Source organism: Pseudomonas sp. B21-051, from assembly GCF_024748795.1.
GTDB lineage: Bacteria > Pseudomonadota > Gammaproteobacteria > Pseudomonadales > Pseudomonadaceae > Aquipseudomonas > Aquipseudomonas putida_A.
On the sequence record NZ_CP087166.1, the window covers coordinates 4,216,904 to 4,242,242 of the forward strand.

Genomic DNA, 25,339 nt, shown 5'->3' on the forward strand with positions numbered 1-25,339 from the left:
CGAATCCGAGGAAAAGCGAAGTTTGAAATGAAGAGCATCATCCTGGTATTACGTATGCGAAAGCCCGGCTTTTGACCTTTCGGTACGTCGAAGCACTGGCAGGCGCCTCTTCAAATACCGTCGAAGATTGCCGCGAGGATCAGGCCGATATTGCCCAAAAAAGTTTGTCGGTAGACTCCCGAGCGCCGCAGACACAAAAACCGCCTCACGCCCCGGTGCGCCCTCGCCTCCTTGAAACTGTTCAATATGCTACGGTTTTCTTCGCTCAATCGGTAGTCGATCGAGTCCAAGGCACGGATATTCGACTCATTCCAACTGCGAAAACGCCCTTTGAAGATCATGCGCAGCCGATCAATCCGTGAGAAAAATCCGGAATTCGAGCCAATTATATTATCATCGTGCTGCCGGTAAAGGATGGTGGGCGTGGCGTCATAAAGAATACGCCCACCTGCCCCGGTCACGGCCAGATAGGCCCACCAGTCGTGGGATACGATAGTCAGATCCTTGCCCGTTTCTCGCAAAAGGCGGCAGGCTGCATGATTAAACACCATCGTATTTCCCCCACCGATACTTTGTACCAATGCGTTGGAGAATGTGGCGGGACGATTGAATAACGGTGAGAGCCCGATGGATTGGCAATCCTCATTGATCAACTCGGTCCTGCCGCAATAAAGAGCGGGTACATCTTGAGGAATGGACCGAAGCTGATCGAGCGCGGTTTCAAGCTTATGATCACGCCAGATGTCATCCTGGTCAGCCCAGGCGTAAAACGCTGAATTAATTTCACCCCGGCAGGCCAGCGAAATGAAATTTAAAGCAAATCCCTGTCGTGGACCGGAAAAAATCTTGATTTTTTCCTCTCCCCACTTCTCTTTGTATTCCTGAAGAATCTCCAGAGTCGAATCCGTAGAGCCGTCATCAGAAACCGCAACAACCCAGCCAGAATACGTCTGCCGTGCAATTGATTCCAACTGTTCTCTCAAAAACCGCTCACCGTTGTAAGTACACAGGAGTACTGACACCAACGGGACTCCAGTGGAAGCATCTGAACCGAAGGATCCGGGACCCGACTCTTGCTGAACAGATGAAAAAGGGATTACCACCGAGCACTCCATCGCATAAAAATAAAAATAGCACCGTATTCATTCACTACACGAGCGCAGCAAGAGTACAAAGTTCTCGAAAGTCTCATCAATGAGCCAAGGCGACGCAATAAAGGTATTGTATCGAATTAAGCCTTGCCGTTAATAGCTCGATGACATCACCCTACGATTCATTTGATTTGCACATCCACGGATCGGCGACAAACACGACGCCTCGCTGCCCAGTCAGCTAGGGTATCAAAGCGCCCCACATTGGCAAAAGGGTAGCATTCTGCCCTTCTTGCGTTTCGATTTCCAAACGTGTCGACCTCATCTGCCCTGTCCGGCCGAAGACTTCTACCTCGTCGATTTTTGCAAGCCGCCAGACCAAGAAACGCAAGAGCTCAATGCACGCCATGTTGCAAGAACTCATTCGCTGTCCTGCACAAGGCTTGATCTATCTTCTCTGGAGGTGACCACTCCAATATCCTGCAGGTTTTCTGAATATCGACCTGCAACGAGCCGCACAACCGTTGTGCTATCGCAGGACGGCACACAAGAGACGCCCCCAACTGCAGCAGTGCTGGTGGAACCGCCACCAGCCGCGATTTCACACCCATGGCAGCGGCCACGCGCCGGAGCAATTGAGTGGTGCTCAAATCCTCGCCATCGCTGACTAAAAAAGTGTTGCCCGCAGCCGCAGGGTGAGCAATGCAGCGTTCAATCAGATCCACCAGATTACCAATAGAGACCAGGCTCCGATTATTGCACAGCCCACCTAATGGCAGTGGCACCCCCTTGGCGACCCAGCGCATCATGCTATGGAAATTGGCCTTTACCCCCGGCCCGTATACCAGAGGGGGACGGATGATGACGATTTCCATCCCCAACCGCATACCTAGCTGTTGCAGCGCTATTTCGGCCTCCAGCTTTGAGACACCGTAAGGATCTGCCGGGGCCGGCATATCGTCAGGCATGAACCTCCCGCCCCGCGCGGTACTCTCGCCATTCACCTTAATCGAACTCAGGTAAATGAACCTCTTCACTCCCGCCTCTGCCGCCAACCTGGCGAGCCTTAAAGTCCCCTCCACATTGACCTTGCGAAATTCCGCCAGTGCATCCGTCACAGTCTCATGCATCACGTGCACTCTTGCGGCAGCGTGCACGATTACCTCGACATCAGCGAGCGACGGCAAGGTGCGGGATTCGACGAGATCGAAGCGGACGACGGGACACAGTCCCTGTAACCGCGTCTCGCCGCGCACTGCGGCGATCGGCGTGAATTTCTTGCCCAGAAGCAGGTGAAATACCAACGCCTCACCGACGAAACCGTTCGCCCCCGTCACAAGCACTTTGGGCTTTATCATCAGTTCTTACTCCCAAAAACTGCAGCGGCCCAACAGACAAAAAAGAAAAAAAACTTGTCCCGAACCCGACGCCGACACTTCCAGGCACTGAAAGACAAACCAATTAGATGTCGACGGCGAAGCCCCAGCCATGGCTTTACAAACGGCTCATTCTGCAAACCGACCAGACAAGCTATGAGCTGCACCTGATGGAACCACCAGCCTTCATGAATCGTCTTGTAACGAACGACCAGGGAACTAAGGCCCTTGTTCGCCCCCACTTGGTTACGCTCATGCTGTCGGTAATTCATGGAGGGGACAGGGTCGATGTGCCAACGATAGCCATGACTTCGCGCAAAGGCGTAGCAATACCAGTCGTGCAGGCTGACGTCTTGCAATCGCTGCCAATGGGCAAGCATGTCGGTTTTCAGCGCAACGGCCATCTTGTTGCTCATGACATAAGTGCAGCCAGGCCCAGCCGCCTCGAACAGATAGTCCCAAGCGACCTGCGGCTGCGCCTTGTTCACTAGATGGGTATCGCCGTTGGGCCAGAATGCGGTGACATTGCTCGAGTACGCGTCTATATGGCCTGACTGGATGTAACGGGTTGCACGCAAGAGCTTGTCCGGGTGCCAGACATCGTCCTGATCAGCAAAAGCGACATAATCAAAACCCTGAAAGTCGACATCGCGAATCAGCCGGAAAAAGTTACGAGATGCACCGCCAAATTTACCTGCTGCCGGCAGAACAAGAACAGCTGGGTGCCGAGCAGCAAAGGCGCAGCACCATTCTTCCGTACCATCACTGGAGGGATCAATACTGATAAACAATCTGACGTCAACAAGCGACTGCCCGAGAATCGAAGCCAACTGCTCCTCGATCCATTGCATGCCATTGAAGGCCGCCAGCAAAACCGCAACCTTGGGATGTTTTACTGGCATGCCGTTCCTACTTGAACTGATTGAGCGCTACCGTTCGAAAAAAATGTTGTTTCGAATCAGTCAGAGGGCGAGTCCAGGAGCTTCTGCAGGTACTGACCGTAACCCGTCTTTTTCAAGGCTTCAGCCTGTGCAGCCAGTTGCTCGGGAGTGATCCAGCCGTTGTGATAGGCAATCTCTTCCAGGCAGGCGACTTTAAGGCCCTGTCGCTGTTCAATGGTATGTACGAAATGACTGGCTTCCAGCAGGGAATCGTGAGTCCCGGTATCGAGCCAGGCAAAGCCACGGCCCAACATTTCGACGTTAAGATTCTTGCGCTCCAGGTAGGCCCGGTTCACGTCCGTGATTTCCAACTCACCACGCTCGGAAGGCCTGATGTTCTTGGCGATCTCGACCACTTCATTGTCGTAGAAGTAGAGACCGGTCACCGCATAGTTCGACTTGGGCTTGAGGGGTTTCTCCTCAATACTCAAGGCCCGACCGTCTTTGTCAAATTCGACGACACCAAAACGCTCCGGATCGGATACGTGATAGCCGAATACGGTAGCCCCTTTCGCTTGCGAACTGGCGGAACGCAAATTGTCGGAGAAATGCTGACCATAAAAAATATTGTCGCCAAGAATCAAACAGCAAGGATCACTGCCGATAAATTCCTCACCGATGATGAAGGCCTGTGCCAGACCATCCGGACTAGGTTGCTCGGCATAGGTCAGCTTGATCCCGTAAAGACTGCCATCGCCAAGCAGCTTGCGAAACAACGGCAAGTCTTCAGGGGTGGAGATAATCAGAATCTCTCGCATACCCGCCAGCATCAGCACCGACAGCGGATAAAAGATCATCGGCTTGTCGTAGATCGGCAGCATCTGTTTAGACACGCCAAGAGTCAGCGGGTGCAGGCGCGTGCCCGAGCCCCCGGCGAGAATAATGCCTTTACGATTTGTCGTGGTCATTTGTTCAGAACTTCCCTAAGCATTCGGGTTACACCACTTTGCCAATCCGGCAAGTGTAGAGAAAAATTGTCGCGCAGCTTCTGGGTATTCAAGCGTGAATTCAAAGGCCGACGCGCGGGGGTAGGATAAGCGTTTGTATCGATCGCACTTATCGTGGTCACCGCAAGCTGTTCGCCATTGGCCTGAGCAAAATCGATAACGTAACTTGCGTAACCGTGCCACGACACTTCGCCAGCGGCTGCCAAATGATATAAACCTGACAGCCCCGGCCGTTGTAGCACCTGGCGAATCGTCAATGCGGTGACATCGGCAATCAGATCGGCACCCGTCGGCGCACCAACCTGATCGGCAATAACACTCAGCGTTTCGCGATCTTTCGCCAGACGCATCATGGTTTTGGCAAAGTTATTGCCTCGGGCGCCGTAGACCCAGCTTGTGCGGAAGATCAAGTGCTTGCATCCCGACACAATGATCGCCTGCTCACCTGCCAGCTTGCTCGCGCCATACCGGTTGACCGGAGCGGCTGCATCGGTCTCTTGCCACGGGCGGCGGCCTTCGCCGCTGAATACATAATCAGTAGAGTAATGAACCAGCAAGGCACCCAAAAGTGCGGCCTCTTCGCCCAAGAGCCGGCTTGCCTCACCATTCACACGATAGGCCAGCTCTACGTCGGACTCAGCCTTGTCGACTGCGGTGTATGCGGCGGCGTTGACAATGATATCGGGCTTGATCTGCCGAATCGTTGCGCGCAATGCTTCCAGATCGGACAAATCACCGCACAACCCATCCACAGAGTGACGATCCAGGGCGATCAATTCACCAAGCGGCGCCAAGGACCGTTGCAGCTCCCAGCCGACCTGGCCGTTCTTGCCCAGCAAAAGGATTTTCATGCCTTGCCCGAACGATCCGCGTAGTTCTGGTCGATCCACTGCTGGTAGCTTCCACTTTTCACGTGGGCGACCCACTCGAAATTGTTGAGGTACCACTCGACAGTTTTGCGAATACCGGTTTCGAAAGTCTCTTCCGGCGTCCAGCCCAACTCCCGCTGAATCTTGCTCGCGTCGATGGCATAACGCTGATCGTGGCCTGGACGGTCCTGAACGTAAGTGATCAGGTTGGCGTGCGGACGATAAGCCGAGTCCGGGCGCAGCTCATCCAGCAATGCACAGAGGGTATTGACCACCTCAATGTTCTGCTTTTCGTTGTGACCGCCAATGTTGTAAGTCTCGCCAATCACACCTTCAGTCACGACCTTGTACAGCGCGCGAGCATGATCCTCGACATACAGCCAATCACGAACCTGATTGCCTTTGCCGTAAACCGGCAGCGGCTTGCCTTCCAGTGCGTTGAGAATGATCAGCGGGATCAACTTCTCAGGAAAATGGCATGGGCCGTAGTTGTTCGAGCAATTGGTAACCAGTGTTGGCAGACCGTAGGTGCGGGCCCAGGCACGAACCAAGTGATCGGAACTGGCTTTGCTAGCCGAATATGGAGAGCTTGGCTGGTAAGGCGTAGTTTCGGTGAAGAGGTCTTCCGGACCTTCGAGGTCTCCGTAAACTTCGTCAGTCGAAATGTGGTGGAAGCGGAAGTTGGCTTTGCGCGTACCATCCAGCGCAGCCCAGTAATGGCGCGCAGCTTCCAGCAGTGTATAGGTGCCAATGATGTTGGTCTGAATGAACTCTGACGGGCCGGAGATCGAGCGGTCTACGTGGGATTCTGCCGCCAGGTGCATGATTGCGTCCGGCTGGTGCTCGCGCAGGACACGGTCAACCTGATCACGATCGCAGATATCGACGCGCTCGAAAGCGTAACGCGAGTTCTGGCTGACTTCTGCCAAGGACTCCAAATTGCCGGCGTAAGTCAGCTTATCGACATTGACGACAGAATCAGAAGTATTGGAGATGATGTGACGGATGACTGCCGAGCCAATGAAGCCGGCGCCGCCGGTAACTAGAATTTTCACGCGAAACGATACCCTTGAGCTGCGGACAGCGCTGCCTGCGAGCGCGGTCTAATCCATGAATGCAGAAGCCATCATCAGTTGGCATCCGTCAGAGTCAGTCTGAATCGACATGCATTTAGGCACGATCGAACAAGGGTGCATTTTACAGCTTAATGATGGTTTTACTAATGGATAAAGACAGGCCGAGGCGCAAATTCGACAGATGCCGTGCGCCTGTCGCTTTCAGACCAGTCGTTTGCGCGCTGCCTTGGACGAACGCCCCAGAAACCAGCCCAATACAGGGCCAATCATCATACCGATCAGCAATGCCAACACGGCAACAACCGACACTGGCAATTGCGGGCCGGAAAAGCCTAGAAACAAAAGCGAAACCGATTGCTGATTCTCCAGCACAAACGCCAGAACAACCAAAACCATCAACAAAAGAAAAATGCCTAGCAGTATGCGTTTCAGGTTACGCATTCAGACACCCTCGAATTTGAATAGCGAAGATCAAACCCCCTCCTCCTCTTCCTCATTCACCCGGTCACGCAATTCCTTGCCCGGCTTAAAATGCGGAACGAATTTGCCGTCGAGACTAACTGACTGACCAGTCTTCGGATTGCGACCGACCCTCGGCGCGCGATAATGCAGGGAGAAGCTGCCAAACCCACGGATTTCGATGCGATCACCGGTGGCAAGGCATTGGGACATTTGCTCAAGCATGGTCTTGATGGCCAGCTCCACATCCTTGGATGAGAGTAGCCCTTGATGGGTGACAATTCGTTCGATCAACTCCGACTTCGTCATATTTTTCCCTTCTTTTTCACGCAGCTAGATCAGCGCTTGAAAGGTTTTAGCACGCCCGGAAGATTTTGAACAGCCCAGGGATTGACATATCTTCCTTGGCGCCGGAACGCCCGTTTTCAGTACACAAAAACACCAAACCAAGGCAGCACACATTCAACGGCACATCACCAACATGGTTCGAGTGACATAGCCTGCGGGATTGAAGCCAAATGGAAACTCATCTTCGTCTTTAGCATCATCGGACCGGGTGATCACCCTGTAACCCGCACCCTTACACTCCTTCGCCGCGCGCCTTTGGCACTTCTCCCACCCCGACCCCAGACCAGAGCAGTCGATCTCGATACCGCTGACGCCGCGCACGGCATGCGTTTTGGCACTTGTGGTACATCCAGCCAAAACCACCACTGCAATCAACACAATAAATCTGTTCATCCACTTCCTTATGCCAGGCAACGCCCGACTACTGCACGACTAATACCCAGCTTAGTCGCGAATAGGCGATTGATCCGATTAAAGAAACAGACAACCCGTTGAAGGGATTGGTTTCACCGTAGCCTCGATACACGCAAACCGCGGCGCGCACCGCCACCAAATCGCAGGCACAAAAAAGGGCGACCGAAGTCGCCCTTTTTAATGATCAAGCAGAACTTAGTTCTGTTTGGCCATTGCTTGACGCAGCAGTGCCGCCATGGTGGTGTCAGCTGCTTCGCCTTCCGGAGCTGCTTTCAGGCTCTGGATGGCTTCTTTCTCTTCAGCATCGTCTTTCGACTTGATCGAGAGCTGAATTACGCGGCTCTTGCGATCAACGCTGATGATCTTGGCTTCAACTTCCTGGCCTTCTTTCAGAACGTTGCGCGCGTCTTCAACGCGGTCACGGCTGATTTCGGAGGCTTTCAGGGTCGCTTCGATGTCGTCAGCCAGAACGATGATGGCGCCTTTGGCGTCAACTTCTTTCACGGTGCCAGTAACGATAGCGCCTTTGTCGTTAACCGAGACGTACTCGGAGAACGGATCGCTTTCCAGTTGCTTGATGCCCAGGGAGATGCGCTCGCGTTCTGGGTCAACCGACAGGATGACGGTGTCCAGCTCGTCGCCCTTCTTGAAACGACGTACGGCTTCTTCGCCCACTTCGTTCCAGGAGATGTCGGACAGGTGAACCAGACCGTCGATACCGCCGTCCAGACCAATGAAGATACCGAAATCGGTGATCGACTTGATGGTGCCGGAGATCTTGTCGCCCTTGTTGAACTGGCCAGAGAAGTCTTCCCATGGGTTCGACTTGCACTGCTTGATGCCCAGGGAGATACGACGACGCTCTTCGTCGATGTCCAGAACCATGACTTCCACTTCGTCGCCGACTTGTACGACTTTCGAAGGATGGATGTTCTTGTTGGTCCAGTCCATTTCCGAAACGTGTACCAGACCTTCAACGCCTTCTTCCAGCTCAGCGAAGCAGCCGTAGTCGGTCAGGTTGGTTACACGAGCGGTAACGCGAGTGCTTTCTGGGTAACGGGCTTTGATAGCAACCCATGGATCTTCGCCCAGTTGCTTCAGGCCCAAGGAAACACGGTTGCGTTCGCGATCGTATTTCAGAACCTTGACGTCGATTTCGTCACCAACGTTGACGATCTCGGAAGGATGCTTGATGCGCTTCCAGGCCATGTCGGTGATGTGCAGCAGGCCGTCCACGCCACCCAGATCGACGAATGCGCCGTAATCGGTGAGGTTTTTGACGATACCTTTGACTTGCTGGCCTTCCTGCAGGGATTCCAGCAGAGCTTCACGCTCGGCGGAGTTCTCGGCTTCCAGGACGCTGCGACGGGAAACGACAACGTTGTTGCGCTTCTGGTCCAGCTTGATGACCTTGAATTCCAGCTCTTTGCCTTCCAGGTGCGTGGTGTCGCGCACTGGACGGACGTCAACCAGGGAACCTGGCAGGAACGCACGGATGCCGTTAACGTCGACAGTGAAGCCGCCTTTAACCTTACCGTTGATAACGCCCTTGACCACTTCCTCAGCTGCGAAGGCTGCTTCCAGAACGATCCAGCATTCAGCGCGCTTGGCTTTTTCACGGGACAGCTTGGTTTCACCGAAACCGTCTTCAACCGAATCCAGAGCTACGTGAACTTCGTCACCGACATTGATAGTCAGGTCACCAGCATCGTTGTAGAACTGTTCCAGCGGGATGAGTGCTTCAGACTTCAGACCAGCGTGAACGGTTACCCAGCGAGCCTGGTAATCGATATCAACGATAACACCGGTGATGATGGAGCCTGCCTGAAGGTTCAGGGTCTTTAGGCTTTCTTCAAAGAGTTCCGCAAAGCTTTCGCTCATTTTAATTCCTGTAGATGAGGGCGAAGAATACGCCCATCTCCACACCCCAGACGGTGTGGGTTAGTTTCATTTAAAAGAAGCGCTGCAGGACTATGACTGGTCCCCTGCGGCCTTCTTGGTCACCCGGCGATATCGCGAATGGCGATCTCGCTCATGATGCGTTCAAGCACCTGATCGATGGACAACTCCGTGGAATCCAGCTGGATCGCATCAGCCGCCGGCTTGAGCGGGGCTACTGCGCGCTGGGTATCACGCTCGTCGCGTGCACGGATCTCATCTAGCAGACTCGACAGACTAACACCCTCGACTTTGCCCTTCAACTGCAAATATCGGCGGCGCGCCCGTTCCTCGGCACTGGCAGTGAGGAAAATCTTCAGCGGCGCATCCGGAAAAACCACCGTTCCCATGTCGCGACCGTCGGCCACCAGGCCCGGCGCTTCCTGGAAAGCACGCTGGCGCTGCAGCAGCGCCTCGCGTACCGCCGGCAATGCGGCCACCTGAGAAGCACCGGAACCGACGCTTTCAGTACGGATGACATCGCTGACTTCATCGCCTTCCAGAATGATGCGCTGCAGCTGACCGTCGGTCGCCGCGATGAACTGCACATCCAGATGAGCGGCCAGTTTCTTCAGCAGCTCTTCATTGGTCAGGTCGACACCATGGTTGCGCGCAGCGAACGCCAGCAGGCGATACAGCGCACCGGAATCCAGCAGATTCCAGCCCAGACGCTTGGCCAGAATCCCGGCGACCGTGCCCTTGCCCGAACCGCTTGGCCCATCGATGGTGATGACCGGTGCAATGTTTTTCACGACTGAGCCTCTTGAGCCACACGAATGCCGACCTGCGCGCACAATGCGAGGAAGTTCGGGAACGACGTCGCGACGTTGGCGCAATCATGGATGCGGATCGGTGCAGTGGCGCGCAGCGAAGCGACGCTGAAGGCCATGGCGATACGGTGATCACCATGACCATGCACTTCCCCGCCACCGATCTGGCCGCCATCAATGATGATGCCGTCCGGGGTCGGCTGGCATTTGACGCCCAGTGCCAGCAAACCATCCGCCATCACCTGAATGCGATCCGACTCCTTGACGCGCAGCTCTTCGGCACCGGTCAGCACGGTACGGCCTTCGGCACACGCCGCCGCCACGAACAGCACCGGGAATTCGTCGATGGCCAGCGGCACCAACGCTTCCGGAATCTCGATACCCTTGAGTTTAGCAGCGCGCACACGCAGGTCAGCCACTGGCTCCCCGCCAACTTCACGCTGGTTTTCCAGAGTGATGTCCGCGCCCATCAGACGCAGAATGTCGATGACGCCGGTACGGGTCGGGTTGATGCCAACGTGCTCCAGCACCAGCTCGGAACCTTCGGCGATTGACGCCGCCACCAGGAAGAACGCCGACGACGAGATGTCGCCCGGCACTTCAATGTGGGTCGCCGTCAGCTTGCCGCCGGACTCGACCGACGCGGTGGCGCCATCGACGCTCACCGGGTAGCCGAAACCACGCAGCATGCGTTCGGTGTGGTCACGGGTCGGCGCCGGCTCGGTCACGGTGGTCTTGCCTTCCGCGTACAGACCCGCCAGCAGCAGGCAGGACTTCACCTGAGCACTGGCCATCGGCATGGTGTAGGTCAGACCCTTGAGCTTGTGCCCGCCACGAATGGTCATCGGTGGACGACCTTCGGCGGCGGTTTCGATCACGGCGCCCATTTCACGCAGCGGATTGGCCACGCGATTCATCGGACGCTTGGACAACGACGCATCGCCCGTCAGGGTGCTGTCGAAGTTCTGCGCCGCCAGCAGGCCGGACAACAGACGCATCGAAGTGCCGGAGTTGCCCAGATAGATCGGACCCGGCGCAGGCTTCAGGCCGTGCAGGCCGACGCCGTGAATGGTCACACGACCGTGGTGCGGGCCTTCGATGACCACGCCCATGTCGCGAAAAGCCTGCAAGGTCGCCAGGGCATCTTCGCCCTCGAGGAAACCTTCAACCTCGGTCACGCCTTCGGCCAGCGAGCCGAGCATGATCGAACGGTGGGAAATCGATTTGTCACCTGGTACGCGAATCCGACCGGACAGGCGGCCACCAGGTTGAGCCAGGAAAATCAGATCGTTGGAATTCATAGCGTCCACATAGGCCCTGCGGGCCAGGATTTTACTGAAATGCTCGCGGGCAACCCGGGCGCGCGTGAAGACGCCCAACAATTGGTGCCCATCCCCTGCATCGACCGCGTCGCGCAAGGCGTCGAGGTCGCTGCGAAATGTATCGAGTGTGCGCAGGACAGCCTCGCGGTTGGCAAGGAAGATGTCGTGCCACATCACCGGGTCGCTTCCGGCGATTCTTGTGAAATCGCGGAAACCGCCCGCAGCGTAACGGAAGATCTCAAGGTTTTCATTGCGTTTGGCCAACGAGTCGACCAGACCGAAGGCCAGCAGGTGCGGCAGATGACTGGTCGCGGCCAATACTTCGTCGTGGCGCTCGACCTGCATGTGCTCGACGTCGGCACCCAGTTCGCGCCACAAGCGATCGACCACCGCCAGTGCGGCCGGATCGGTCTGCTCGAGCGGCGTCAGGATCACCTTGTGCCGACGGAACAGCTCGGCGTTGGAAGCTTCCACCCCGCTCTGCTCGGAACCGGCAATCGGATGGCCCGGCACGAAACGCGCCGGCATACCGCCGAACGCTTCGGTCGCCGCACGCACCACGTTACCCTTGGCGCTGCCGACATCGGTCAGAATCGCCTGACCCAGATCAACGCTCGCCAGACGGGCCAGGACTTTCTCCATGGCCAGAATCGGCACCGCCAGCTGAATCACGTCGGCGCCCTGACACGCAGCGATCAGATCAGCTTCACAACGATCCACCACACCCAACTCGACCGCCAGCTTGCGCGATTGCGGGTCGAGATCAACCCCGACCACTTCGCGGCAGAGACCGCTTTCACGCAAGCCTTTGGCAAACGAACCACCGATCAAGCCCAGACCGACCACTACAAGGCGACCGATCATAGGTGCAGCAAATTGCAGAGCAGTGACATCACCCACGAGCGAGAACCTTGCGCAGCGCTTCGAGGAAGCGGCTGTTTTCCGCCGGCAGACCGATAGTCACCCGCAGGTGGTTCGGCATGCCGTAATTGGCCACCGGACGCACGATCACGCCTTCGCGCAGCAAGCCCTGGAAAATCGGCGCAGCTACCTGACCGAGATCGACGCAGATAAAATTACCCTTGGACTCGATCCAGCTCAGACCCAACTCACGGAACGCCGCCTGCAACTGTTGCATGCCGGATTCGTTGAGCTGACGGCTTTGCGCCAGATACTCTTCGTCTTTCAGCGCCGCACAGGCCGCGGCCAGGGCCAGGCTGTTGACGTTGAATGGCTGGCGCACACGGTTCAGCACGTCCGCCACCACCGCAGTGGACAGGCCATAACCGACGCGCAGCGCTGCAAGGCCATAGGCCTTGGAGAACGTGCGCGATACCAGCAGATTCGGGTACGCCGCGAGGAAGTCCAGACCGTCCGGCAGATCACTGCCTTCGGCGTATTCGATGTACGCCTCGTCCAGCACCACCAGCACGTGCTCCGGCACGTCTTGCAGGAACTCGTCCAGCGCTTCGGCGCCGAACCAGGTGCCGGTCGGGTTGTTCGGATTGGCTATGAACACCACGCGGGTGTTGGCGTCGATGGCTGCGAGCATCGCAGGCAAGTCGTGCCCCCAGTCTTTGGCCGGAACCACTTTGGCCTGCGCACCGACAGCCTGGGTGGCGATCGGGTAAACAGCGAACGCGTGCTCACTGAACACGGCGTTCAGGCCCGGCGCCAGATAGGCGCGCGCCACCAGCTCAAGAATGTCGTTGGAGCCGTTGCCCAGAGTCACCTGGTTCAGCTCGACGCGGCACTGCTCGGCCAACAGCGATTTCAGCGCGAAGCCGTTACCGTCCGGATAACGGGTCAGCTCGGCCAGTTCTTCGCGGATCGCCGCCAAGGCTTTCGGACTGGCGCCCAGCGGATTTTCGTTGCTTGCCAGTTTGACGATTTTCGCCGGATCCAGATCCAGCTCGCGCGCCAGTTCGTCCACAGGCTTACCCGGAACGTACGGCGAAAGTTGTTGCACGCCCGGCTGTGCCAGAGCGAGGAAGTTGCCACTCATTTGCTACCGCCCCTTAAAGAACTGCTTTCGGGTAGGAACCCAGCACTTTGAGTGCTACTGCTTCCTGACTGATCTTTTCCAGCACACCTTTGATCAGCGGATCACGGTGATGGCCGACAAAGTCGATGAAGAACACGTAGGTCCATTTGCCGCTGCGCGAAGGACGGGTTTCGATCCGGGTCAGGTCGATCCCGTTGTCATGGAACGGCACCAGCAGCTCGTGGAGCGCACCAGGCTTGTTGCTCATCGAGACGATGATCGAAGTCTTGTCGTCGCCAGTCGGCGGCACTTCCTGGTTACCGATCATCAGGAAGCGCGTCGAATTGTCCGGACGGTCTTCAATCTTCTCGGCCAGACGGGTCAAGCCATACAAGCCTGCAGCCATGTCGCCGGCAATCGCCGCCGAATTCCACTCACCCTTGACCCGCTTGGCCGCTTCGGCATTGCTCGCCACCGCTACGCGCTCGACATTCGGGTAATGCGCGTCCAGCCACTTGCGGCACTGGGCCAGCGACTGCGCGTGGGAGTAGATGCGACTGATGCTGTCGGTCTTGGTGTTTTCGCCGACCAACAAGTGGTGGTGAATGCGCAACTCGACTTCGCCGCAGATCACCATGTCGTGTTCGAGGAAGCTGTCGAGGGTGTGGTTGACCGCGCCTTCGGTGGAGTTTTCCACCGGCACCACGCCAAAATTCACCGCACCCGCCGCGACTTCACGGAACACTTCGTCGATTGCCGCCATCGGCTTGCTGATCACCGCGTGGCCGAAGTGCTTCATGGCCGCCGCCTGGGTGAAGGTGCCTTCAGGGCCGAGGTAAGCCACTTTCAATGGCTGCTCGAGCGCCAGGCACGAGGACATGATTTCGCGGAACAACCGCGCCATCTCTTCATTGCCCAGCGGCCCCTGATTGCGCTCCATCACTCGCTTGAGCACCTGAGCCTCACGCTCGGGACGATAGAACACCGGCACTTCGCCTTCGGCCAGCGAGGCCATCTTTACTCGCGCAACTTCCTGGGCGCAGCGGGCGCGTTCGCTGATCAGCTCGAGAACCTTGCTGTCCAGAGCGTCGATGCGAACGCGCAGTGCCTTGAGTTCTTGCTCGGACATCAGCCGTGTTCCTTCTCGAATTCAGCCATGTACGCCACCAGCGCGTTGACGGCGTTGATGTCGACGGCGTTGTAGATGGAGGCGCGCATGCCGCCCACGGAGCGGTGGCCCTTGAGGTTGAGCAAGCCACGCGCATCGGCACCGGCGAGGAACGGCTTGTCCAGGCGATCGTCAGCCAGACGGAATGGCACGTTCATCCACGAGCGGTCCGACTTGTTGATCGGGTTGCTGTAGAGACCGCTGGCGTCGATGAAGTCGTACAGCGTGCGCTGCTTGACGTCATTGAGTTTGGCGATCGCTTCAACGCCGCCCTGCTCTTTCAACCACTGGAACACCAGACCGGACAAGTACCAGGCCAGGGTCGGCGGCGTGTTGTACATCGAGCCGTTATCGGCCGCGACCTTGTAGTCGAGCATGGTCGGGCACAGCGCACGCGCCTTGCCCAGCAGGTCTTCGCGGATGATGTTGACGACGATGCCGCTCGGGCCGATATTCTTCTGCGCGCCGGCGTAGATCATACCGAAACGCGAGATGTCGACCGGACGCGAGAGGATGTCCGAAGACATGTCGGCGACCAGCGGCACATCACCGGTTTCCGGGATCCACTGGAATTCCAGACCACCGATGGTTTCGTTCGGCGCGTAGTGAACGTAAGCGGCGTCTTTCGACAGGCTCCACTCGTTCTGGCCCGGAATGGCGAAATAGTCGTAAGGCTTGGCGGTGGCAGCAACATTGACGTGGCCGTAGCGCGAGGCTTCTTCGATGGCTTTCTGCGACCAGATACCGGTGTCGATATAGTCGGCGCTGCCACCTTCAGGCAACAGGTTCAGCGGAATCTGCGCAAACTGCTGGCTGGCGCCACCTTGCAGAAACAGCACTTTATAGTTCGACGGGATATTCAGCAGGTCACGCAGGTCCTGCTCGGCCTGGGTGGCAATGGACACGAACTCATCACTGCGATGGCTCATTTCCATGACCGACAGACCCTTGCCGTGCCAATCAAGGAGTTCACCCTGGGCACGTTGCAGGACAGCTTCAGGAAGCGCCGCAGGACCGGCACAGAAGTTATAGGCTCGCTTGCTCACATCCAATCTCGCTCTGATTTGGTGGTATCACGCAATAAATCACACTACCGATCAACACAGCCCTGTGGGAGCGAGCCTGCTCGCGAATGCATCACCGCGGTGGGTCAGAGGTACCGCAGCGCCTGCATTCGCGAGCAGGCTCGCTCCCATAGGGGATCTCCATGATGTCGAAATTTCATTCCGGACAAATAACAAGGGGGCGAATTTTCATCCGCCCCCTCGCTTGTCCGCTTATTCCTGCGGCTCTTCGTCAGCTGCGGCGTCGAGTTGCTGATCCTCGGCAACGTCGTCGATCACGACATCCCCCTCGAACCCGGCACCCTCTTCACCTTCAAGCTCTTCGCCTTCGACTTCCGACGGCTCCTGAACCCGCTCCAGACCGACCAGGGTTTCATCCTTGGCCAGTTTGATCAGGGTCACGCCCTGCGTGTTACGACCCAGGCTCGACACTTCGTCGACACGGGTACGCACCAGAGTGCCCTGATCGGAGATCAGCATGATTTCTTCGCCGTCGAGCACCTGAACCGCACCGACCAGACGGCCGTTACGCTCGTTGCTGACCATGGCGATCACGCCCTGACCGCCACGCTTGTACTCAGGGAACTCGGTGATCGCGGTGCGCTTGCCATAACCACGCTCGGAAGCGGTGAGGATCTGGCTGCCTTCTTCCGGGATCAGCATCGAAATCAGCTTCTGCCCTTCCGGCAGACGCATGCCGCGTACACCACGGGCGGTACGCCCCATGGCACGCACGTCGGATTCTTTGAAGCGCGTCACTTTGCCGCCATCGGAGAACAGCATCACTTCACGCTCGCCATCGGTGATGGCTGCGGAGATCAGCACGTCGCCTTCGTCCAGCTCCAGCGCGATCAGACCGACGCTGCGCTGACGGCTGAAGGATTCCAGCGGGGTCTTCTTGACGGTGCCGTTGGCGGTCGCCATGAAGATGTAGTGACCTTCGGTGTATTCCTCGACCGGCAGCATGGTGGTGATGTATTCACCGTCATCCAGCGGCAGCAGGTTGACCAGCGGACGCCCACGGGCGGCGCGGGACGCTTCCGGAATTTCGTAAGTCTTCAGCCAGTACACCTTGCCCTTGCTGGAGAACAGCAGCAGCGTGGTGTGACTGTTGGCCACCAGCAGGTGAGCGATGTAGTCCTCATCCTTGACGCCGGTCGCCGATTTGCCTTTACCGCCACGACGCTGAGCCTGGTACGCAGCCAGAGGCTGGGTCTTGGCGTAGCCACCGTGGGAAATAGTCACGACGCGCTCTTCTTCCGGGATCATGTCGCCCAGGGTCAGGTCGAGGCGCGCATCGAGAATCTCGGTGCGGCGCACGTCGCCGTATTCGGCGCGGATCACTTCCAGTTCTTCGCGGATCACTTCCATCAGGCGCACGGCGCTGTTGAGGATGCGGATCAGCTCGCCGATCTGGTTGAGGATCTCTTGATACTCGGCCAGCAGCTTCTCGTGTTCCAGACCGGTCAGACGGTGCAGACGCAGTTCCAGAATGGCTTGCGCCTGTTCTGGCGACAGGAAGTATTTGCCTTCGCGCAGACCGTATTGCGGATCGAGGTTTTCCGGACGGCACGAATCGGCGCCGGCACGTTCCACCATCGCCACCACTGCCGAGGATTCCCAAGGCGTGCTGACCAGCGCTTCCTTGGCTTCCGACGGAGTCGGCGACGCCTTGATCAGGGCGATCACCGGGTCGATGTTCGACAGGGCAACGGCCTGACCTTCGAGGATGTGACCACGCTCGCGAGCCTTGCGCAGCTCGAACACGGTACGACGGGTGACCACTTCGCGACGGTGACGGACGAAGGCTTCCAGCAGATCCTTGAGGTTGAGGATGCGTGGACGGCCATCGATCAGCGCGACGATGTTGATGCCGAATACCGATTGCAGTTGAGTCTGGGCGTAGAGGTTGTTGAGGATCACCTCAGGCACTTCGCCGCGACGCAGTTCGATCACGACGCGCATACCGTCCTTGTCGGACTCGTCGCGCAGCTCGGTGATGCCTTCAAGCTTCTTCTCTTTGACCAGCTCGGCGATCTTCTCGATCAGACGCGCCTTGTTCAGCTGATACGGGAGTTCGGTGATAACGATCTGCTGACGACCACCGACCTTGTCGATGTCCTCGATGATCGAGCGCGCACGCATGTAAATGCGGCCGCGACCGGTGCGGTAGGCTTCGATGATGCCGGCACGACCGTTGATGATCGCAGCCGTCGGGAAGTCCGGACCGGGGATGTATTGCATCAGCTCATCGACGGTCAGCTCGGGGTTGTCGATGAGGGCCAGGCAACCGTCGATGACTTCACCGAGGTTGTGCGGCGGAATGTTGGTCGCCATGCCCACGGCGATACCGCTGGAACCGTTGACCAGCAGGTTGGGGATGCGCGTCGGCATCACCGCCGGGATCATTTCGGTGCCGTCGTAGTTCGGCACCCAGTCCACGGTTTCCTTGTGCAGGTCGGCCAGCAGCTCGTGCGCCAGCTTGGTCATGCGCACTTCGGTGTATCGCATGGCCGCGGCGTTGTCGCCGTCGACCGAACCGAAGTTGCCCTGACCGTCAACCAGCAGGTAGCGCAGGGAGAAAGGCTGAGCCATGCGGACGATGGTGTCGTACACCGCGGTATCACCGTGCGGGTGATACTTACCGATCACGTCACCGACAACACGGGCAGATTTCTTGTACGGCTTGTTGAAGTCGTTGCCCAGCTCGCTCATCGCGAACAGTACGCGACGGTGCACGGGCTTGAGGCCATCGCGCGCATCCGGCAGTGCACGGCCGACGATTACGCTCATCGCGTAGTCGAGGTAGGACTGTTTCAGCTCGTCTTCGATATTGACCGGGAGGATTTCTTTGGCCAGTTCGCCCATGAGAAGCCTGATTCCTTTTTCTGGTGAAACTTCGTCATGTCCATATGGGATGAACGAAGCTCGTCGGGGCAGGCTGAGTGCCATGCGCCGACTTACGACAAATCAACAAATCGAACCGTGGATTTGCGCAGTAAAGACAGCTCCGTGAAGCTGCCTCGGAAAACGCCGGATGTTATCACAAGAGCCGCCACGCACCTATCCCCCAGATGCGCATGGAGCATAGTTAGTTGACCGGTGACAGGCGTAAAGGGGACGAGAGAGGCTCAGAGCTTCTTTGAATGCAGTTTTGAGGTCAGGTTTTGCGATGTTTATTGACTTTCAGTATCCCTTCGCGAGCAGGCTCGCTCCCACATTGTTCTGTGGTGATCACAAAATCTGTGGGAGCGAGCCTGCTCGCGAAGAGGTCGACGCAGCCATCAAGCCAATCAATGCAGGCGCTTGCGACACATCAACTGGGCCATTTTCGCCGTATCCGGCCTCTCGACGATGCCTTTTTCAGTGACGATCGCGTCGATCAGATCCGCCGGCGTCACGTCGAACACCGGGTTGAACGCCTCGACGTCGGCCCCCACGCGCTTGCCACCCACCTCCAGCAACTCGGCACCGTCACGCTCCTCGATCGGGATGTCGTCGCCACTGGCCAGATGCATGTCGATGGTCGAACTCGGCGCCACCACCATGAAACGCACGCCGTGGTGCATGGCGTTGACCGCCAGTTGATAGGTGCCGATCTTGTTCGCCACGTCGCCATTGGCGGTGATGCGGTCAGCGCCGACGATCACCCAGGTCACGCCTTTGGTCTTCATGATGTGTGCAGCGGCCGAATCGGCATTAAGCGTCACCGGAATGCCTTCGTTCGCCAGCTCCCACGCGGTCAGGCGTGAACCCTGCAGCCATGGCCGGGTTTCATCGGCATACACCCGCTCGACCATGCCTTCCAGATACGCCGCACGAATCACCCCCAGCGCGGTACCGAAACCGCCGGTGGCCAGAGCACCAGTGTTGCAGTGGGTCAGGATCGCCTGGGCATTGCCCTGATGTTTGCGGATCAGATCGACGCCGAGCTGGGCCATGGTCAGGTTGGCTTCGCGATCGCTTTCATGAATGGCAATGGCTTCGGCTTCCAGCGCCACCAGCGGATCGGCATTGTCCTTCAGACGATCGAGCCGATCGTGCATGCGATTCAACGCCCAGAACAGGTTGACCGCCGTCGGGCGGGAATCCGCCAGCAGGGCGAAATCCTCTTCCAGCGCCGCGTACCAGTCGCCGCCTTCAGCCACGCGGGCGCGGGCCGCCAGCACAATGCCATAGGCCGCGCTGATGCCGATGGCCGGTGCGCCACGCACCACCATCGAACGAATCGCCTCAGCCACGCCGGCCGCGCTGGTGTAGGCAATCCAGGTTTCCTCGAACGGCAAAATACGCTGATCCAGCAGGTGGAGCGCGCCATCTCGCCAATCGATGGCCTTTACTTTCTCCGCAGCCAACAGTCGATCGCGCATCCCTCACCCCGCACTCATGAACAAAAGCCGCCGATTATAGCGATCCCCCCGCGAAGACGCTCGGGTATACTTCGCCATCCTTTACAAAAGCACTGGAACCGACCCTCGATGCCGAAACCTGCCATTGCGCTCGACTTATTATTGCTGCCGACCTGGCTGGTACCCGTCGAACCCGCAGGCGTTGTGCTCAAGGAGCATGGCCTGGGCATTCGCGACGGTCGCATCGTGTTTATCGGCCCGCGCGCCGAAGCATTGAAGTGTAACGCCACTGAAGTGCGTGAATTGCCGGACATGTTGCTCAGCCCGGGCCTGATCAACGCTCACGGGCATGCGGCGATGACCCTGTTCCGTGGCCTGGCCGATGATCTGCCGCTGATGACCTGGCTGGAAAACCACATCTGGCCGGCCGAAGCCAAATGGGTCGATGAAGATTTCGTCCGTGATGGCACTGACTTGGCGATTGCCGAGCAGATCAAGGGCGGCATCAGCTGTTTCTCGGACATGTACTTCTTCCCGAAAGTCGCCAGCGAGCGCGTGCACAACAGCGGCATTCGCGCACAGATCGCGATTCCGATTCTCGATTTCCCGATCCCCGGCGCCAGCAGCGCCGATGAGGCGATTCGTCAGGGTGTCGAGCTGTTCGGTGATCTGAAGCATCACGAACGGATCAAGATCACTTTCGGCCCACATGCACCCTACACCGTGGGCGACGAGAACCTGGAAAAAATCCGTGTGATCGCCGAAGAGCTGGACGCGTCGATCCACATGCACGTCCACGAAACCGCTTTCGAAGTCCAGCAATCGCTGGAGCATCGCGGCGAGCGGCCATTGGCCCGGCTCGGTCGCCTCGGCCTGCTCGGCCCGCGCTTCCAGGCGGTGCACATGACCCAGATCAGCGATGACGATCTGGCATTGCTGGTAGAAAGCAACACCAGCGTGATCCACTGCCCGGAATCGAACCTGAAGCTGGCCAGCGGTTTCTGCCCGGTGGAGCGCTTGTGGCAGGCTGGCGTGAACGTCGCCGTCGGCACCGATGGCGCAGCGAGCAACAACGACCTCGACCTGCTCGGCGAAACCCGCACTGCCGCGCTGCTGGCCAAAGCCGTCGCCGGCTCGGCCACCGCACTGGACGCTCATCGTGCGCTGCGCATGGCCACGCTCAACGGCGCACGGGCCTTGGGCATCGAGGCACAGGTCGGTTCGCTGGAGATCGGCAAGGCTGCGGACATTGTCGCTTTCGACCTGTCCGGCCTGGCTCAGCAACCGGTCTATGACCCGGTGTCGCAGCTTATTTATGCCACCGGCCGCGACTGCGTGAAACACCTATGGGTCGCCGGCAAACAGTTACTCGACGACCGGCGCCTGACCCGTCTGGACGAACAACAGCTGGGCGCCACCGCCCGGGCCTGGGGCCAGCGCATCAGCGGCCACACCGAATCGTAAACACCGCGGAGCAGACTCTGCGGCTACAGCCTTTTTCAAGTTTTTCGAGGAATAGATCATGAGCAACGTCGACCACGCCGAAATCGCCAAATTCGAAGCTCTGGCCCATCGCTGGTGGGACCGTGAAAGCGAATTCAAACCGCTGCACGACATCAACCCGCTGCGCGTCAACTGGATTGACGAGCGAGTCAATCTGGCCGGCAAGAAAGTCCTCGACGTCGGTTGCGGCGGCGGCATCCTCAGTGAAGCCATGGCCCAACGCGGCGCTACAGTGATGGGCATCGACATGGGCGAAGCGCCACTGGCGGTCGCGCAATTGCATCAGTTGGAGTCCGGGGTCAGCGTCGAATACCGGCAGATCACCGCCGAAGCCCTGGCTGAAGAAATGCCCGAGCAGTTCGACGTCGTAACCTGCCTGGAAATGCTGGAGCACGTACCGGACCCGTCGTCGGTGATCCGTGCCTGCTACCGCATGGTCAAGCCCGGCGGCCAGGTGTTCTTCTCGACCATCAACCGCAACCCGAAGGCGTACCTGTTCGCCATCATCGGCGCCGAATACATCATGAAGCTGTTGCCACGCGGCACCCACGACTTCAAGAAATTCATCCGCCCGTCCGAGCTGGGCGCCTGGAGCCGCATCGCCGGCCTGACCGTCAAGGACATCATCGGCCTGACCTACAACCCGCTGACCAAGCACTACAAGCTGGCCAACGACGTTGACGTCAACTACATGATCCAGACCCTGCGCGAGGAGTAAGCCGATGGCCATCAGAGCAGTCCTTTTCGACATGGACGGCACCCTGCTCGACACCGCGCCGGACTTCATCGCCATTTGCCAGGCGATGCGCGCGGATCGCGGCTTGCCGCCGATGAACGACAAGCACATCCGCGACGAAATCTCCGGCGGCGCCAAAGCCATGGTCGCCGTGACGTTCTCGATGGACCCGGAATCGCCGGGCTTCGAGGAGCTGCGCCAGGAATTCCTCGAGCGCTATCTGGCCGGGTGCGCGGTACACAGCAAGCTGTTCGACGGCATGGGCGAGCTGCTGGCCGATATCGAAAAGGCCAACCTGATCTGGGGCGTGGTCACCAACAAACCGGTGCGGTTTGCCGAGCCGATCATGCAGCAACTGGGGCTGGCCGAGCGCTCGGCGCTGCTGATCTGCCCGGATCACGTGAAAAACAGCAAGCCGGATCCGGAGCCGCTGATCCTCGCGTGCAAAATGCTTGATCTGGATCCGTCGACGGTTTTGTTTGTGGGCGATGATCTGCGCGATATCGAGTCGGGCCGCGATGCCGGCACCAAGACCTGCGCCGTGACCTACGGCTACATTCACCCGGACGACAACCCGCGGCACTGGGGCGCGGACGTGGTGGTGGATCATCCGCTGGAGTTGCGCAAGGTGCTCGACAGCGCGCTGTGCAGCTGCTGACCCGCCCCCCCCTGTCGCGAGGGAGCTTGCTCCCGCTGGGTCGCGCAGCGGCCCCATTTTTACCTGAGTCCGCATTTTCTCAGGCACACCGCACTGGCTGGCACCACGACTGCTCCGCAGCCGAGCGGGAGCAAGCTCCCTCGCCACAAAGTTCAGCATTCGCCTTATGGAGAGGTTCTTATGTTCGATTACACCGCCCGTCCCGAATTGCTCAAGGATCGGGTCATTCTGGTCACCGGTGCCGGCCGTGGCATCGGTGCGGCTGCCGCGAAAACCTACGCCGCCCATGGCGCCACCGTGCTGCTGCTGGGCAAGACCGAAGCCAATCTGACTCAGGTCTACGACGAGATCGAAGCCGCGGGGCATCCACAACCGGCGGTGATCCCGTTCAACCTCGAGACCGCCGTGCCCCATCAATACGATGAGCTGGCAGCGATGATCGAGAGCGAGTTCGGCCACCTCGACGGCTTGCTGCACAACGCCTCGATCATCGGCCCACGCACGCCGATTGAGCAGCTGTCGGGCGAAAACTTCATGCGCGTCATGCAGGTCAACGTCAACGCCATGTTCATGCTCACCAGCACCCTGCTGCCGCTGCTCAAGCTGTCGCAGGATGCCTCGGTGGTGTTCACCTCCAGCAGCGTCGGGCGCAAGGGCCGGGCCTACTGGGGCGCCTATGGCGTATCGAAGTTCGCTACCGAAGGCCTGATGCAGACGCTGGCCGACGAAGTCGATGGCGTAGCACCCGTGCGCTCCAACAGCATCAACCCGGGCGGCACGCGCACCAGCATGCGAGCACAGGCCTATCCGGGGGAAAACCCGCTGAACAATCCTACTCCGGAAGAGATCATGCCGGTGTACCTGTACCTGATGGGCCCGGACAGCACGGGCATCAATGGCCAGGCATTCAACGCGCAATAACTGCCATACGTCGCTTTTGTTGCCGTGGCGGATTACCGTCGCGGCACACAATTGCCACCTTGCGCCGTCACACTTCAGTCAAATATCCGCCACCCTCCCTCAAAGCAAAAAGCCATCCCGTTGATTCATAAAGGTTTTAATAAACCTGAACCGAATGGCACGACTTTCGCTCTAATTTTCCTCAAAGCATGCCGTGTGAAGGCACTGGGGCAAGGCCGATTTCGATAGCTGACTAATCGTCATCAGGCAGACTAAACTTACGCCAAATGTCCTACGGGACTGATGGATCAGTATGACGCGCAGCCCATAGCCGCTCTCACCCAGCCTGTAAGACAGACTTACTGCTTAGGGGCTCACGCCATATGAAATCACCCTCCCAGACCAATGCAATTGACTTTGACAGTGCCAAATTGCAACGCCTGGGCTTTGGTCAGCTGCCTCCGCTTCTGGAACGCCCGGCCAGCCTGGCGCAATTGCGTCAGCAAATGAGCCTGCAACTGCAAACCAGTCTTGAGCCGCAACGAATCCTTGGTCTGTTTTTCCGCGAGGTTCAGCGCCTTGTGCCGCTGGATGCCTTGAGCTACGTGCATTCGGGCAGCGACCTGCGCCTGGAGTTCGGTGCCCGCGGTCACCATTCGGTCAGCTACAGCCTCAGCCACGAAGGCGAGCACCTGGGCGAACTGGTCTTCCGCCGCAATCAGCGCTTCAGCGAGCAGGATCAGGGCAACCTCGAATCGCTGCTGTCGTCGCTGTTGTTCCCGATGCGCAATGCCCTGCTCTACCGTGCGGCAACGCAAAGTGCATTGCGCGACCCGTTGACCGGAACCGGCAACCGGATCGCCATGGAGCAGACCCTGCAACGCGAGATCGACATGTCACGCCGGCACCTGCAACCGTTGTCGGTGCTGATGCTCGACATCGACCACTTCAAACGGGTCAACGACAGCCACGGCCACAGCGCCGGGGATGACGTACTCAAAGCGGTGGCGGCGTCAATCAAGGGCCAGCTACGCAACGTCGACATGGTGTTTCGCTATGGCGGGGAAGAGTTTCTGATCTTGCTGTGCAACACCGGCCGGGAAGCGGCAGCGATGGTCGGCGAGCGTCTGCGCCATGCTGCGCAGACTGCGGAATACTTCGCGGACGGCAAATTGATCGACCTGACCGTGAGCCTTGGCTGCTCGACTCTGCTGCCGGGTGAATCAGCTGACAGCCTGTTGCGCCGGGCCGACAGTGCGCTGTATGTGGCCAAGCGCGAAGGACGTAATCGATTGGCAATGGCTGGCTGAATACTCTCAGACAGCACACAGCAGTGTGGGAGCGAGCCTGCTCGCGAAAGCGGTGAATCAGTCAAAACCGTGCTGACTGAAGCGCCGTCCTCGCGAGCAGGCTCGCTCCCACATTT

At 58.4% G+C, this 25,339-nt stretch carries 22 protein-coding genes; 5 read left to right on the forward strand and 17 right to left on the reverse strand.

Annotation, left to right across the window (positions count from 1 at the left end):
• Window positions 1-110: 110 nt before the first annotated feature.
• The 17 genes from LOY52_RS18840 to mtnA all read right to left on the reverse strand — a co-directional run bounded on the left by LOY52_RS18840 (window position 111) and on the right by mtnA (window position 20,137).
• Window positions 111-1,022 carry a glycosyltransferase family 2 protein gene (locus LOY52_RS18840; RefSeq protein WP_258675583.1) on the reverse strand — a complete coding sequence of 304 codons (912 nt, stop codon included), beginning with the start codon at window positions 1,020-1,022 and terminating at the stop codon, window positions 111-113.
• Window positions 1,023-1,486: 464 nt separating this feature from the next.
• Entirely contained in the window at window positions 1,487-2,449 is a 963-nt protein-coding gene (locus tag LOY52_RS18845) for an SDR family oxidoreductase (protein WP_258675584.1), read from the reverse strand.
• Window positions 2,449-3,369 carry a glycosyltransferase gene (locus LOY52_RS18850; RefSeq protein ID WP_258675585.1) on the reverse strand — a complete coding sequence of 307 codons (921 nt, stop codon included), beginning with the start codon at window positions 3,367-3,369 and terminating at the stop codon, window positions 2,449-2,451. Before LOY52_RS18850 ends, LOY52_RS18845 begins: the two co-directional genes overlap by 1 nt.
• Before the next feature lie 56 nt (window positions 3,370-3,425).
• Window positions 3,426-4,316 (reverse strand): glucose-1-phosphate thymidylyltransferase RfbA, encoded by an 891-nt coding sequence (gene rfbA / locus LOY52_RS18855; RefSeq protein WP_258675586.1) that lies wholly within the window; start codon window positions 4,314-4,316, stop codon window positions 3,426-3,428.
• On the reverse strand, window positions 4,313-5,206 hold the full coding sequence (gene rfbD, locus LOY52_RS18860; RefSeq protein WP_258675587.1) for a dTDP-4-dehydrorhamnose reductase: 894 nt from the start codon (window positions 5,204-5,206) through the stop codon (window positions 4,313-4,315). Before rfbD ends, rfbA begins: the two co-directional genes overlap by 4 nt.
• Window positions 5,203-6,279 (reverse strand): dTDP-glucose 4,6-dehydratase, encoded by a 1,077-nt coding sequence (gene rfbB, locus LOY52_RS18865; RefSeq protein WP_258675588.1) that lies wholly within the window; start codon window positions 6,277-6,279, stop codon window positions 5,203-5,205. Before rfbB ends, rfbD begins: the two co-directional genes overlap by 4 nt.
• A gap of 222 nt (window positions 6,280-6,501) precedes the next feature.
• Entirely contained in the window at window positions 6,502-6,741 is a 240-nt protein-coding gene (locus tag LOY52_RS18870) for a LapA family protein (protein ID WP_096794924.1), read from the reverse strand.
• A gap of 30 nt (window positions 6,742-6,771) precedes the next feature.
• The gene (ihfB, locus tag LOY52_RS18875) at window positions 6,772-7,068 is read right to left on the reverse strand and encodes an integration host factor subunit beta (protein WP_003189779.1); all 297 of its coding nucleotides are present in this window, start codon (window positions 7,066-7,068) and stop codon (window positions 6,772-6,774) included.
• 153 nt (window positions 7,069-7,221) lie between these two features.
• Window positions 7,222-7,500 carry a hypothetical protein gene (locus LOY52_RS18880; protein WP_258675589.1) on the reverse strand — a complete coding sequence of 93 codons (279 nt, stop codon included), beginning with the start codon at window positions 7,498-7,500 and terminating at the stop codon, window positions 7,222-7,224.
• Window positions 7,501-7,716: 216 nt separating this feature from the next.
• Window positions 7,717-9,402, reverse strand: coding sequence for a 30S ribosomal protein S1 (rpsA, locus tag LOY52_RS18885; protein WP_007963626.1), 1,686 nt, complete (start codon window positions 9,400-9,402; stop codon window positions 7,717-7,719).
• Window positions 9,403-9,521: 119 nt separating this feature from the next.
• Complete coding sequence (cmk, locus tag LOY52_RS18890; protein ID WP_250606030.1) at window positions 9,522-10,211, reverse strand: (d)CMP kinase; 690 nt, start codon at window positions 10,209-10,211, stop codon at window positions 9,522-9,524.
• The gene (locus tag LOY52_RS18895) at window positions 10,208-12,415 is read right to left on the reverse strand and encodes a bifunctional prephenate dehydrogenase/3-phosphoshikimate 1-carboxyvinyltransferase (RefSeq protein ID WP_258679912.1); all 2,208 of its coding nucleotides are present in this window, start codon (window positions 12,413-12,415) and stop codon (window positions 10,208-10,210) included. The genes cmk and LOY52_RS18895 overlap by 4 nt, the downstream gene beginning before the upstream one ends.
• A gap of 28 nt (window positions 12,416-12,443) precedes the next feature.
• Window positions 12,444-13,556, reverse strand: a complete 1,113-nt coding sequence (gene hisC, locus LOY52_RS18900) for a histidinol-phosphate transaminase (protein WP_258675590.1) — start codon at window positions 13,554-13,556, stop codon at window positions 12,444-12,446.
• A gap of 13 nt (window positions 13,557-13,569) precedes the next feature.
• Entirely contained in the window at window positions 13,570-14,664 is a 1,095-nt protein-coding gene (gene pheA / locus LOY52_RS18905; protein WP_086794155.1) for a prephenate dehydratase, read from the reverse strand.
• On the reverse strand, window positions 14,664-15,749 hold the full coding sequence (serC, locus tag LOY52_RS18910) for a 3-phosphoserine/phosphohydroxythreonine transaminase (RefSeq protein WP_204895184.1): 1,086 nt from the start codon (window positions 15,747-15,749) through the stop codon (window positions 14,664-14,666). Before serC ends, pheA begins: the two co-directional genes overlap by 1 nt.
• 231 nt (window positions 15,750-15,980) lie before the next feature.
• Window positions 15,981-18,635 carry a DNA gyrase subunit A gene (gene gyrA / locus LOY52_RS18915; RefSeq protein ID WP_098964976.1) on the reverse strand — a complete coding sequence of 885 codons (2,655 nt, stop codon included), beginning with the start codon at window positions 18,633-18,635 and terminating at the stop codon, window positions 15,981-15,983.
• Window positions 18,636-19,060: 425 nt separating this feature from the next.
• Window positions 19,061-20,137, reverse strand: coding sequence for an S-methyl-5-thioribose-1-phosphate isomerase (mtnA, locus tag LOY52_RS18920; RefSeq protein ID WP_096794920.1), 1,077 nt, complete (start codon window positions 20,135-20,137; stop codon window positions 19,061-19,063).
• Window positions 20,138-20,245: 108 nt separating this feature from the next.
• Between mtnA and LOY52_RS18925 the strand changes: the two genes are divergently transcribed.
• The 5 genes from LOY52_RS18925 (at window position 20,246) to LOY52_RS18945 (ending at window position 25,223) form a co-directional block, all read left to right on the forward strand.
• Window positions 20,246-21,580, forward strand: a complete 1,335-nt coding sequence (locus tag LOY52_RS18925; protein WP_258675591.1) for a TRZ/ATZ family hydrolase — start codon at window positions 20,246-20,248, stop codon at window positions 21,578-21,580.
• 58 nt (window positions 21,581-21,638) lie between these two features.
• On the forward strand, window positions 21,639-22,337 hold the full coding sequence (gene ubiG, locus LOY52_RS18930; RefSeq protein ID WP_047598712.1) for a bifunctional 2-polyprenyl-6-hydroxyphenol methylase/3-demethylubiquinol 3-O-methyltransferase UbiG: 699 nt from the start codon (window positions 21,639-21,641) through the stop codon (window positions 22,335-22,337).
• 4 nt (window positions 22,338-22,341) lie between these two features.
• Window positions 22,342-23,013, forward strand: a complete 672-nt coding sequence (gene mupP / locus LOY52_RS18935; protein WP_108592505.1) for an N-acetylmuramic acid 6-phosphate phosphatase MupP — start codon at window positions 22,342-22,344, stop codon at window positions 23,011-23,013.
• A gap of 180 nt (window positions 23,014-23,193) precedes the next feature.
• Window positions 23,194-23,934 (forward strand): YciK family oxidoreductase, encoded by a 741-nt coding sequence (locus LOY52_RS18940; protein WP_258675592.1) that lies wholly within the window; start codon window positions 23,194-23,196, stop codon window positions 23,932-23,934.
• Between the two features lie 362 nt (window positions 23,935-24,296).
• Window positions 24,297-25,223, forward strand: a complete 927-nt coding sequence (locus LOY52_RS18945) for a GGDEF domain-containing protein (RefSeq protein WP_027612413.1) — start codon at window positions 24,297-24,299, stop codon at window positions 25,221-25,223.
• The last annotated feature ends 116 nt before the right edge of the window (window positions 25,224-25,339 follow it).

Excerpts from the sequence above, each read along its gene's own strand:
- LOY52_RS18845 (WP_258675584.1), bottom strand. The coding sequence starts at position 2,449 with ATGATAAAGCCCAAAGTGCTTGTGACGGGGGCGAACGGTTTCGTCGGT.
- LOY52_RS18850 (WP_258675585.1), bottom strand. The coding sequence starts at position 3,369 with ATGCCAGTAAAACATCCCAAGGTTGCGGTTTTGCTGGCGGCCTTCAAT.
- rfbA (WP_258675586.1), bottom strand. The coding sequence starts at position 4,316 with ATGACCACGACAAATCGTAAAGGCATTATTCTCGCCGGGGGCTCGGGC.
- rfbD (WP_258675587.1), bottom strand. The coding sequence starts at position 5,206 with ATGAAAATCCTTTTGCTGGGCAAGAACGGCCAGGTCGGCTGGGAGCTG.
- LOY52_RS18870 (WP_096794924.1), bottom strand. The coding sequence starts at position 6,741 with ATGCGTAACCTGAAACGCATACTGCTAGGCATTTTTCTTTTGTTGATG.
- ihfB (WP_003189779.1), bottom strand. The coding sequence starts at position 7,068 with ATGACGAAGTCGGAGTTGATCGAACGAATTGTCACCCATCAAGGGCTA.
- LOY52_RS18880 (WP_258675589.1), bottom strand. The coding sequence starts at position 7,500 with ATGAACAGATTTATTGTGTTGATTGCAGTGGTGGTTTTGGCTGGATGT.
- rpsA (WP_007963626.1), bottom strand. The coding sequence starts at position 9,402 with ATGAGCGAAAGCTTTGCGGAACTCTTTGAAGAAAGCCTAAAGACCCTG.
- LOY52_RS18895 (WP_258679912.1), bottom strand. The coding sequence starts at position 12,415 with ATGATCGGTCGCCTTGTAGTGGTCGGTCTGGGCTTGATCGGTGGTTCG.
- hisC (WP_258675590.1), bottom strand. The coding sequence starts at position 13,556 with ATGAGTGGCAACTTCCTCGCTCTGGCACAGCCGGGCGTGCAACAACTT.
- pheA (WP_086794155.1), bottom strand. The coding sequence starts at position 14,664 with ATGTCCGAGCAAGAACTCAAGGCACTGCGCGTTCGCATCGACGCTCTG.
- gyrA (WP_098964976.1), bottom strand. The coding sequence starts at position 18,635 with ATGGGCGAACTGGCCAAAGAAATCCTCCCGGTCAATATCGAAGACGAG.
- mtnA (WP_096794920.1), bottom strand. The coding sequence starts at position 20,137 with ATGCGCGATCGACTGTTGGCTGCGGAGAAAGTAAAGGCCATCGATTGG.
- LOY52_RS18925 (WP_258675591.1), top strand. The coding sequence starts at position 20,246 with ATGCCGAAACCTGCCATTGCGCTCGACTTATTATTGCTGCCGACCTGG.
- ubiG (WP_047598712.1), top strand. The coding sequence starts at position 21,639 with ATGAGCAACGTCGACCACGCCGAAATCGCCAAATTCGAAGCTCTGGCC.
- mupP (WP_108592505.1), top strand. The coding sequence starts at position 22,342 with ATGGCCATCAGAGCAGTCCTTTTCGACATGGACGGCACCCTGCTCGAC.
- LOY52_RS18940 (WP_258675592.1), top strand. The coding sequence starts at position 23,194 with ATGTTCGATTACACCGCCCGTCCCGAATTGCTCAAGGATCGGGTCATT.
- LOY52_RS18945 (WP_027612413.1), top strand. The coding sequence starts at position 24,297 with ATGAAATCACCCTCCCAGACCAATGCAATTGACTTTGACAGTGCCAAA.